A 10,511-nucleotide genomic window follows, 5' to 3' on the forward strand; every position below is an offset into this window, starting at 1 on the left:
GGTCTCACAGCCGGTATCGTCCCGTTGTGAGAAGGCCGCGATCCGCGGTCTTCCCGGACGAGGTGCCCGCCGTACCCGGACCAGCGAAGACGGTGGGCGGAAGGACATGGACCAAGTTCTGCAGATCGTCGGCGCCGTCCTGATTCTCGGCGCGTTCCTGCTCTCCCAGATGAACGTCCTCGACAACAGCTCGAAGATCTACCTCGTGCTCAACCTCGTCGGCTCCGCGGTGCTCGCGTGGCTCGCGTACGCGGACGACGACTGGGGATTCCTGCTGCTGGAGGGGGTCTGGGCCGTGGTGTCCGCGGTCAGCCTCGTCCGGGCGCTTCGACCACGGCGGGCGGCCACGTAACCCGTTTGACACCTTTGCCGGTGTCGGGATTGGGTGGGCGCATGATTGAGATCCAGACGACGACGATCGACTGCGCCCGGCCGTACGAGCTGGCCCAGTGGTGGAGTCAGGCCCTGGGCTGGCCGCTCGTCGACTCCGAGCCGGAGGACGACGAGGTCATGCTGGACCGTCCGGACGGCCCTCCGCACCTGCTCTTCATCCAGGTGCCGGAGGGCAAGACGGTCAAGAACCGGCTGCACCTCGACCTGAGGCCGACCGGGAACGGCACCCGCGACCAGGAGGTGGAGCGGCTGCTCGCGCTCGGGGCCAAGCCGTACGAGGACCACCGCACCCCGGACGGCGCCGGATGGGTCACTCTCCTCGACCCCGAGGGCAACGAGTTCTGCGTCTGCCGCGGCGCGGCGGAGCGGGAGGCCTGAGGCTCAGGCGCCCTTGGCGCGGCCGCGCATCGAGACCGTGAGAACGGCGGTGATCAGCAGCACGAGCGCGCCGCCCCACAACGCGTCCCAGGCCGCGCCGAAGACGCCCTCGCGGTCGATCACGAGCTGCACCGGGTACATCAGCGCCGCGGCGCCGAGGCCCGGATAGAGCGAGAAGCGCCAGGGGTGGCGCAGCGCCCAGAGACGGGCCTGCCGGGTCACCCGGTCGCCGGCGTCCGGCTTGGAGATCGAGCCGATCGCCGCGACGAGGGCGAACACCGTGATGCCCGCACACAGGGCCCAGGTCAGGTCGGCCGGGCCGGGCAGGATGACGCCCAGGAGGAAGCTCGTGGCCGCGACCGCCCCGCCGGACGTCGCCGCGGCCCGCCAGGGCGCGCCGCGCAGGGCCGCGCCGGCCAAGGACATCTCGTCCATTCGGGTCAGTTCGTTCATGGCTTCAGAGTGCCCTTTTGGGCGTTTCCGCGGCATCGGGGAAGTCCCTGAGCCTCCCCTGACGCGCCCCGGTTAGTCTCCCGGCATGGATCTCGAATTCCGTACGGCCCGGCGTGAGGACGTCCCCGTCATCGTGGCGATGATCAACGATGACCCGATCACGGCATCCCGCCCGTCCTCCCCGGTGGACCCGGACTACCACGCCGCCTTCGAGGCGGTGGACGCCGACCCGCGCAACGAGCTGATCGTCGTGGAGTCGGGCGGTGAGATCGTCGGGACCATGCAGCTCACCTACATCCCCGGGCTGTCGCGCCGGGGCGGCGAGCGCGCGCAGATCGAGGGGGTCAGGGTCGCCGTGCCCCACCGCAACCGGGGGATCGGCCGGGAGATGCTGCGGTGGGCGGTCGGGCGGGCCAGGGAACGCGGCTGCGCGCTGGTGCAGCTGACGTCCGACAAGGCCCGCACCGAGGCCCACCGCTTCTACGGCTCGCTCGGCTTCACCGCCTCACACGAGGGGTTCAAGCTCGCTTTGTGACAGCGGGGCGACGTCGACGAAGTTGTCGTGGTAGACCGGGCCCCGGCCCATGTCGGCGTCCCGCTCGTCCACGAGCGCGTTGGGGTTCGCGCCGGCCGACAGCTTGGGCCAGTGGCCCTTCGGCGCCGCCACCACCCCCGGCGCCACCCGATCGCTGACCTCCACGTACGCCCTGAACTCGCCGTTGCCGTTGAAGACCCGCGCGGCCTGCCCGTCCACGAGGCCGCGTGCGTCGGCGTCGGCCGGGTTGACCAGCACGGTGGGGCCCTTCGACCGCTTGCGCAGCTCAGGGTTGTTGGCGAACTGCGTGTTGAGGAACGTGTGCGCGGCCGGGGTGATCATGACGAGCGGGTGCGGCCGGTCGGCGGGAGCCGTACGGGCCGTGAGCGAGGGCACGTAACCGGCGACCCGCGGCAGCCCGTCGGCCTCCGCCTTCGCGGAGGCGAACTCCAGCCGCCCGCTCGGCGTCGGGAAGCCCTCGGTGAACGGCACGAACGGGTCGGCCACCCGCAGGCGGGCCCAGCCCTGCTTGCGGATCTCCTCCACGGTGATGCCCACCTGGGAGAGCGTCTGCTCGGCCAGTTCGAGGTCCGTGTCGTACAGGGACGGCTCGGTCAGCCCCATCTTCCGGGCGAGCCGGCGGAACGTCTCGGTCGTGGACAGGCACTCGCCCGGGGGCTCGACGGCGGGCTCGTTCCACACCATGTACATGTGCCCGTAGCCGTGGTGCACGTCCAGGTGCTCGATCTGCATGGTGGCGGGCAGCACGTAGTCGGCGTAGTCGACGGTGTCGGTCGGGAACTGCTCCATCACCACCGTGAACAGGTCCTCCCGCGCCAGCGCCGCCCTGATCCGGTTCTGGTCCGAGGTGGAGCCGAGAGGGTTGGCCGCGTAGACCCACAGGCACTTGACCGACTCGTCCAGACCGTCGGCCAGCCGGGTCATCGTGAGCGTGCGCACGGGGTGCGGCAGCAGGTCGTCGCGGGTGTCAGGGCCCGCGGGAGCGTATCCCGAGGTGGAGTAGGCCACCCCGCCGCCGGGGTGCCGCCAGTCGCCGGTGACGCCGGGAATGCAGGCGATCGTCCGCATCGCCGCCCCGCCGCCGGCGTGCCGCTGGATGCCCATCGTGGCCCGGATACCGGTCGGGCGGGTGTGCGCGAGCCGTACGCCGAGGGCGCGGATGCGTTCCTCCGGCAGGCCGGTGATCTCCGCCACCAGCTTCGGGGGATGCCTGCGGATCTCGGCCTCGAACTCGTCCCAGCCGGTCGTGTGCTCCTCGATGTACGCGCGGTCCTCGGCGCCCTCCTCAAGCACGACGTGCAGCAGGCCGAGGGCGAGCGCGGCGTCCGTGCCCGGCCGGATCGGCAGGTGCTCGTCCGCCTGGTCGGCCGTACGCGTGCGGATGGGGTCGATCGCCACGACGTACGCCCCGGCGGCGCGGGCGTCCTGGACGAACTTCCACAGGTGGTGGCCGCTGGTCAGCGTGTTGGTGCCCCACAGCAGGATCAGCCGCGACAGGGCGAACGTCTCGGGGTCCATGCCGCCGGGGGTCCCGTTGACGTACCGCAGCCCGTCGTTGCCGGCCCGCGCGCAGATGTTGAGGTCGTGCCGGGACGCGCCGAGGGCGTTCCAGAACCGCCGCCCCGCATTGCCCGACTCGCCCTGGACGTACCCGAGCGTCCCGGTGCCCTGGTAGGGCCAGATCGCCTCGCCGCCGTGTTCCTCGACGATCGACGCCAGCTTGGCGGCGATCTCCGACAGCGCCTGGTCCAGGCTGATCCGCTCGAACCGGCCGGAACCCTTCGGCCCCACCCTCTTCAACGGATGGAGGACGCGGTCGGGCGACCGCACCTGCTCCAGGTAGCGGTTGACCTTCACGCACAGGGCTCCGCGCGTGTAGGGGTGGTCGCGGTTGCCGCGCAGCCCGGCGGCCTCGCCGTCGCGTACGGTGACGACCCAGGAGCAGGTGTCGGGGCAGTCGAGCGGACAGGCGCCGAGGACGGGTAGCGACGTGCTCATGACATCGACGTTAGCGTGCCGGCCGCGGGCGGTCTCTACCGGATTTCCCCGACGTACGCGATGTTCGCGGCGTCCTCGGGATCGGTGCTCGGCGCGCCGGCGAACCAGGCGTCCAGGATCTCCGTCAGAACCTGCCGGGAGGTGAGGCGGAGACTGAGCGCGAGCACGTTGGCGTCATTCCACTCGCGGGCGCCCGCGGCGGTGGCGGCGTCGGCGCACAGCGCCGCCCGCACCCCCGCCACCTTGTTCGCCGCGATGGACGCGCCGGTGCCGGTCCAGCAGCACACCACGGCCTGGTCGGCGCGGCCCTCCGCCACGTCTCTCGCGGCGGCGGAGCAGCACCATGCCCAATCAGCCCGGTCACCGGGAGCCAATGCTCCATAGAGTGTGACTGAATGGCCGCGCCGTTCCACCTCGGCCGCAAGCACCGACGCGATGCCGTCGAGGCTGTCCGAGGCCAGGGATATACGCATGCCGTCAATTGTGGACACCGAGTGCGAAGATCGCACAGAATCGCTGGTGGTGAGAGGCATCAAGGAGCAGGACATAGCGCTGGACACTCCTGGCCAAGGAGCTGTCCTCGTCGTCGAGCCTCTGCTGCCGCAGCGGATCCGCCGTCCTTCCGACGCGTTGCGGTTCCTGCTCACGCTGCTGGCCCTCGGCGCCGTCGTGCTGCTGGCTCTGGCCCTGCAGCGCACGTTGAACGGCCTGGAGACCGACGTCCAGGCCGGCACCGGCCGCGCCCCCGAGGTGCTCTCGGCCGCCGCCGGGCTGCTGGGCGGCGTCGCCGTGCTCATCGTCCCGGTCGCGTTCGCCGTCGAACGGGTCTTCCACCGCGACGGCATGCGGGTCACACAGGGGCTGATCGCCGCGATCCTCGCCCTGCTCGTGTCGTACGCGCTGGACGAGTGGCTCGTCCAGGCGGGCCCGGCCGATCTGGTGCAGCTGCTCACCGGAGGCAGGGAGGTCGAGCCGCTCAACACCGTGCTCACCCCCGCCATCGCGTACGCCACGGCGGTGCGGATGGGGCGGCGTCCCCACTGGCGGGCGCTCATGTGGGTCGCGCTCGCCCTGGACGTGTTCGCGCTCTTCACCGCCACCAAGGTCACCGCGCTCGGCGTGATCCTCACCTACGTCGTCGGCCTCGCCGTCGGGTTCGGCACGCTGTACGGCATCGGCAGCGCGAACACCAGGCCGCCCGGCAGCGCCGTGCTGGCCGCGCTGCGCAGGCTCGGCTTCACGCCGGTCAGCGCGAGGCGGGTGGAGGACGACAGCTCGGGCAGCCGCCGCTACGTCGTCGGCCTGGTCGGCGACCGCAGGATCGACGTGACCGTGCTCGACCGGGACCGGCAGGTGGCGGGCGTCCTCTACCGGCTGTGGCGGCGCTTCCTGCTGAACAACGAGACCCGGCGCCGCGCCATCCGCTCGCTGCGCGCCGAACTCGAACGCGAGGCCCTGATGGCGTACGCCGCGCAGGCGGCCGGCGTACGGCTGCCGCGCCTGCTGGGCACGAGCGAGGTCGGCACCGAGGCGGCGCTGCTCGCCTATGAGCACGTCGACACCCGGCCCGTGAGCGAGCTGAACGACGAGGAGTTCGACGACGAACTGCTGACGAGGATGTGGGAGCAGGTCCGGCTGCTGCACGCCCACCGCCTGGCCCACCGCCACCTCACCGGCGAGAGCATGCACGTCGACGCCGACCGGAACGTCTACCTCGTTGAGGCCCGCAGCGGCGAGATCGCCGCCGGCGACCTGCTGCTGCGTCTCGACATCGCCCAGCTGCTCGCCTACCTCGGCACCCGCGTTGGCGCCGAACGCTCGGTGCGGTCGGCGGCCCGGGTGCTGGGGGAGGACGTGCTCGCCGGGGCCATGCCGCTGCTCCAGCGGATCGCGCTGAGCCGCGACACCAGGACCGCCGCCCGCCGGGACAAGCGACTGCTGCCCGAGATCCGCGAGCAGATCATCGCGCTCAAGCCCCGGGTCGAGGTGGAGGAGGTGCGGCTCGAGAGGTTCCGCCTCCGGACGCTGGTGACGATCATCCTCAGCGTGATCGCGGCCTACCTGCTGCTTCCCCAGCTCAGCCGGGTCAACCTGGTCTCCATCGTCACCTCGGCGAACTGGGGGTGGAGCGGGGTCGCGCTGCTCACGGCCGCGCTGAGCTACGTCGCCGCCGCGATCATGCTGCGCGGGTTCGTCCCCGAGCCGCTGCCGCTGGGACGCACGATCCTGGCCCAGCTCGCCGGGTCGTTCGTCAAGCTGGTCGCGCCCGCCGCGGTCGGCGGGGTGGCGATCAACACCCGCTTCCTGCAGAAGCGCGGAGTGCCGCCGGGCGCGGCGGTGGCGAGCGTCGGAGCGTCCCAGCTCGTCGGCCTGACCGCGCACATCATGCTGCTGCTGTTGTTCGGTTACCTGACCGGCACCCAGGCCGCGCCGTCCCTGACCCCGTCGCGGGGGCTGCTCGTGGTGCTGCTGAGCCTGGCGGTGCTGTTCCTCATCGTGCTCGCCATACGGCCGCTGCGCCGGGTGGTCACCTCGCGAGTGCGCGCGATGTTCTCCGGCGTGATCCCCCGGCTGCTCGACGTCGTGCAGTCACCCAGGAAGATCGCGGAGGCGGTCTTCGGCACGGTGCTGCTGACGATCAGCTTCGTCACCTGCCTGGCGGCCTGCGTCCACGCCTTCGGCGGCGACGTGAGCTTCACGGCCGTCGCCGTGGTGTTCCTCGCCGGGAACGCCATCGGCTCGGCCGCCCCCACGCCCGGCGGCCTGGGGGCGGTGGAGACGTCGCTGTCGGTCGGCCTCACCCTCGCCGGCCTGCCGCAGCCGATCGCCACCTCGGCCGTGCTGCTGTTCCGGCTGATGACCTTCTGGCTGCCCGTCCTCCCCGGCTGGGCCTCCTTCGCCTACCTCCAGCGTCAGAACGCCCTCTGAAGCCATCCCCCGGCGGATCGCGGGGACGACGAGCGGCGGGAGACGCGCCGGAGGTCGCGCGCCGGGAGGTCACGAGCCGGGGGTCACGAGCCGGGGGCACGCGCCGCCCGCGCCGTGCCCCGCGGCTCGTGGACGCTCAGTGCGCGCTGGATGCGGCCCAGAGGTTGATGCCGCAGTCGACCGCGTCCTTGTCGATCGCGTCCAGCTCGTCCTGGGTGAAGTCGAGCCGGTTGATCGCGTCGAGGCTGTCGTCGAGTTGCTCGACGCTGCTCGCGCCGATCAGCACCGACGTCACGCGCGAGTCGCGCAGCGCCCAGGCCAGGGCCATCTGCGCCAGCGACTGGCCACGCTGCCGGGCGATCTCGTCGAGCCGCCGGACGTGGCGCAGGCTCTCCTCGGTCAGCAGAGACGGATCGAGCGACTTGCCCTGGGCGGCCCGGGAGTCCTTCGGGATGCCGTTCAGGTAGCGGCCGGTCAGCATGCCCTGCGCCAGCGGGGAGAACGCGATGCAGCCCGCGCCCTCCTCCTCCAGCACGTCGAGCAGTCCGTTCTCGATCCACCGGTTGAGCATCGAGTAGGAGGGCTGGTGGATGAGCAGCGGGGTACCCATGTCCCGCAGGATCGCCGCGGCCTCCTGGGTCCGCTCCGGGGAGTAGGACGAGATGCCCGCGTAAAGCGCCTTACCCGAGCGGACCGCGTGGGCGAGCGCCCCCATGGTCTCCTCCAGGGGCGTCTCTGGATCGAAGCGGTGGCTGTAGAAGATGTCCACGTAGTCGAGGCCCATCCGCTTCAGCGACTGGTCGAGGCTCGCGAGCAGGTACTTGCGCGACCCCCAGTTGCCGTACGGGCCGGGCCACATGTCGTACCCCGCCTTTGTGGAGATCACCAGCTCGTCGCGGTACCTGGTGAAGTCCTGCTGGTAGATGTGCCCAAAGTTGATCTCCGCCGAGCCGTACGGCGGACCGTAGTTGTTGGCGAGGTCGAAGTGGGTGACTCCGCGGTCGAAGGCCCGCCGGAGGATGGCCCGCTGGGTCTCGATCGGCTTGTCGTCGCCGAAGTTGTGCCACAACCCCAGCGACACCGCGGGCAGCCTCAGCCCGCTCCGTCCGGTCCGGTTGTACGGCATGGGCCCGTACCGGCCCTCGGCTGCCACGTAGCTCACTCGGTCACTCCAACTCGGTCGAGGATCCAGGAGAGCGCGAACGCCTCCTCACGCCAGGCGTCGTAACGGCCGCTGCGGCCTCCGTGGCCGGCGCCCATCTCGGTCTTCAGCAGGAACGGGCCGCCCTGGGCGGTGGCGCGGAGCCGGGCGATCCACTTGGCCGGCTCGTGGTAGAGCACCCGCGTGTCGTTCAGGCTGGTGGTCGCGAGGATCGCCGGGTACGTCCGGCCGTCGACGTTCTCGTAGGGCGAGTAGGTCTTCATGTACGCGTAGACCTCGGGGTCGTGCAGCGGATCACCCCACTCGTCCCACTCGGTCACCGTGAGCGGCAGCGACGGGTCGAGGATCGTGTTCAGCGCGTCCACGAACGGGACCTCGGCGACGATCCCCGCGAACTCCTCCGGGGCCAGGTTGGCGACCGCGCCCACGAGCAGGCCGCCGGCCGAGCCGCCTCTGGCGATGATCTGATCGGACCAGCCCCCGGCCTTGAGATGCCGCGCGCAGGCCACGAAGTCCGTGAAGCTGTTCTTCTTCCTGGTCAGCTTGCCGTCCTCGTACCACCGGCGGCCCATCTCGCCGCCCCCACGCACGTGGGCGATCACGAACACGAACCCCCGGTCGAGCAGCGAGAGCCGGGCCACCGAGAAGTAGGGGTCGATGGACGACTCGTAGCTGCCGTAGCCGTAGAGCAGGGTGGGAGCGGGCCGGCTCGTGTCCTTCCGGACCACGATCGAGAGCGGGATCCGGGTGCCGTCCGGAGCGGTGGCCCACTCGCGGAACTGCTCGTAGTCGGCCGGGTCGTAGCCGCCGAGCACCGCCCTCTGCTTCAGCAGGATCAGCTCGCCGGACCGCAGGTCGTAGTCGTAGACCGACGGCGGCGTCACCATCGAGGTGTAGCTGAGGCGAAGCCTGCCGGTCTCGAACTCGGCGTTGCCGGTCGGCGCCACGTCGTACAGCGGTTCCGGGAACGAGATCTCGTACGGCTCGCCGCCGTCACCCGGCAGGATCCTGATGCCGGTGAGGCCGTCACGGCGGAAGTGCACGCTGACGTAGTCCTTGAAGGCGTCCACGTCGAGCAGCCTGGTGTCGTCCCTGTGCTCGATCAAGGGAGTCCAGCTCCCCGGATCGTCGAGGGGGGCGCCGGCGAGCTCGAAGTTCACGGCGCCGTCGTTGTGCAGGATGAGGAAGCGGTCGGCGGCGTGCTCCAGCCCGTACTCCACACCGGTCCGCCGGGGCCGCACGACCGTGAACTCGCCGTCCGGGGTGTCCGCGTCGAGGATCCGCACCTCACTGGTGATCTTGCTACCGGAGGTCAGCACCAGGTAGCGCTGGCTGCGGGTCAGCGTGACGCCCACCCAGAAGCGCTCGTCGTCCTCCTGGTAGACGACGACGTCCTCGGCCGAGCCGAGGGTGTGGCGATGGATCCGGTACGGGCGCCAAGCCTCGTCCACGGTGGTGTAGAAGAACGTGGAGCCGTCGGCCGACCAGGCGCCGCCGTAGAAGACCCCCGGGATCTCGTCCGGGAGCAGCTCGCCCGTGGTCAGGTCCTTGAACCGGAGGGTGAAGCGTTCGTCACCGGAGAAGTCGGTCGAATAGGCGAGCCTCGTGCCGTCAGGGCTGATCGCGCTCGTCCCCATGGAGAAGAACGGACTGTCGCCGGCGAGCTCGTTGCCGTCCAGGATCACCTGTTCACCCGGAAGCGGCGTGCCCGGCTCCAGCTGCGGCGGACTGTCGCCGTCGGCGGCCACGCGGCATTGAAAGCCGTACTGCTTGCCCTCTTCGGTGCGGGAGTAGTACCACCAGGCGCCCTTGCGAGTGGGCACGGACAGGTCTGTCTCCAGAGTCCTGCCCTTGATCTCCTTGAAGATGGCCTCCTGGAGATCCTGCAGGTGGCCGGTCTTCTCCTGGGTGTAGGCGTTCTCCGCCTCCAGGTACGCGATGGTGTCGGGGTCGTCCTTCTTGAGCAGCCACGCGTACTCGTCGATGACGGTGTCACCGTGATGCGTGCGCTCCAGGGAGACCTTCTTCGCTACAGGCGGCATGTCGCTCACCCGCCAAAGTCTATGTTCGGCGTGGTCCCGCCAAGGCTCCTCGCCGCGGCCTGTGGATAACCCGCGACGGGACGTGGTTCGGGCCGGTGGAGGAGCCTCTGGAAGTGGCGGCGACGGGAGGGAATAGACCCGGAGCTCCCGGCGTTCTCTTCAACTCGGGTCATGGCAGTGCCGGGCCCTGGTAATCTTCTGTTGTCGGCGCGGTTCGGCGCACTCCTCTTCGATCACTTCGGTGGTTGTGTTGGCTGTGCGCGGGCTGGTCGTCGGTGTCCTTCTCTCTTCTTGGGTGTCTGGGTCGGTGGTTTTGCGCCGGGCTGGGGGTTCGGGTAAGTTAGAGGGGTTGCCCCGGAAACGGGGCGGTCGAATTCCTGTCGGTTGGCGGGTTTCGGGTCAAGTCGGTCCCGGTGGGGCGGATTTGACAGGAAACAGCGGGTCGGACAGGATTAAGACACAACGAACGAAGCGAAACGCCCCGGAGCGTAGGGCCTGGTGAATCGGGTTCTGGGTGATGGTGGTCGCGTCCGTTTCTTGAGAACTCAACAGTGTGCTAAAAGCCAGTGCATGAAATCATGCATGACCCCGTCATGACGGC

At 70.2% G+C, this 10,511-nt stretch carries 9 protein-coding genes and 1 riboswitch; of the genes, 4 read left to right on the top strand and 5 right to left on the bottom strand.

Annotated features, from left to right (window positions below; genetic code table 11):
* Window positions 1–29 precede the first annotated feature (29 nt).
* Window positions 30–101, top strand: a riboswitch (guanidine-III (ykkC-III) riboswitch).
* 5 nt (window positions 102–106) lie between these two features.
* Complete coding sequence (locus ACWEQG_RS29270; protein WP_363462452.1) at window positions 107–352, top strand: CBU_0592 family membrane protein; 246 nt, start codon at window positions 107–109, stop codon at window positions 350–352.
* A 41-nt stretch (window positions 353–393) separates the two neighbouring features.
* Window positions 394–771 (top strand): VOC family protein, encoded by a 378-nt coding sequence (locus ACWEQG_RS29275; protein ID WP_363462451.1) that lies wholly within the window; start codon window positions 394–396, stop codon window positions 769–771.
* A gap of 3 nt (window positions 772–774) precedes the next feature.
* Here ACWEQG_RS29275 and ACWEQG_RS29280 read toward each other — a convergent pair whose 3' ends face one another.
* The gene (locus ACWEQG_RS29280) at window positions 775–1,224 is read right to left on the bottom strand and encodes a hypothetical protein (RefSeq protein ID WP_363462450.1); all 450 of its coding nucleotides are present in this window, start codon (window positions 1,222–1,224) and stop codon (window positions 775–777) included.
* Between the two features lie 85 nt (window positions 1,225–1,309).
* On the opposite strand from ACWEQG_RS29280, the gene ACWEQG_RS29285 reads away from it, so the two are divergent.
* Window positions 1,310–1,759 (top strand): N-acetyltransferase family protein, encoded by a 450-nt coding sequence (locus tag ACWEQG_RS29285; RefSeq protein ID WP_452289592.1) that lies wholly within the window; start codon window positions 1,310–1,312, stop codon window positions 1,757–1,759.
* Here the strand turns inward: ACWEQG_RS29285 and ACWEQG_RS29290 are convergent.
* A complete protein-coding gene (locus ACWEQG_RS29290) occupies window positions 1,730–3,778 on the bottom strand; it encodes a molybdopterin-containing oxidoreductase family protein (RefSeq protein WP_452289593.1) in 2,049 nt (682 codons plus the stop codon). The genes ACWEQG_RS29285 and ACWEQG_RS29290 overlap by 30 nt on opposite strands.
* 35 nt (window positions 3,779–3,813) lie before the next feature.
* The gene (locus ACWEQG_RS29295; RefSeq protein ID WP_452289595.1) at window positions 3,814–4,251 is read right to left on the bottom strand and encodes an RpiB/LacA/LacB family sugar-phosphate isomerase; all 438 of its coding nucleotides are present in this window, start codon (window positions 4,249–4,251) and stop codon (window positions 3,814–3,816) included.
* Window positions 4,252–4,300: 49 nt separating this feature from the next.
* On the opposite strand from ACWEQG_RS29295, the gene ACWEQG_RS29300 reads away from it, so the two are divergent.
* Complete coding sequence (locus tag ACWEQG_RS29300) at window positions 4,301–6,706, top strand: flippase-like domain-containing protein (protein WP_452289597.1); 2,406 nt, start codon at window positions 4,301–4,303, stop codon at window positions 6,704–6,706.
* Between the two features lie 136 nt (window positions 6,707–6,842).
* Here ACWEQG_RS29300 and mgrA read toward each other — a convergent pair whose 3' ends face one another.
* Together mgrA and ACWEQG_RS29310 are read right to left on the bottom strand one after the other, a co-directional pair.
* Window positions 6,843–7,868 (bottom strand): L-glyceraldehyde 3-phosphate reductase, encoded by a 1,026-nt coding sequence (gene mgrA / locus ACWEQG_RS29305; protein WP_363462445.1) that lies wholly within the window; start codon window positions 7,866–7,868, stop codon window positions 6,843–6,845.
* Complete coding sequence (locus ACWEQG_RS29310; protein ID WP_452289606.1) at window positions 7,865–9,910, bottom strand: S9 family peptidase; 2,046 nt, start codon at window positions 9,908–9,910, stop codon at window positions 7,865–7,867. Before ACWEQG_RS29310 ends, mgrA begins: the two co-directional genes overlap by 4 nt.
* Window positions 9,911–10,511 lie beyond the last annotated feature (601 nt).

The sequence above is a fragment of the Microbispora sp. NPDC004025 genome (assembly GCF_053604425.1).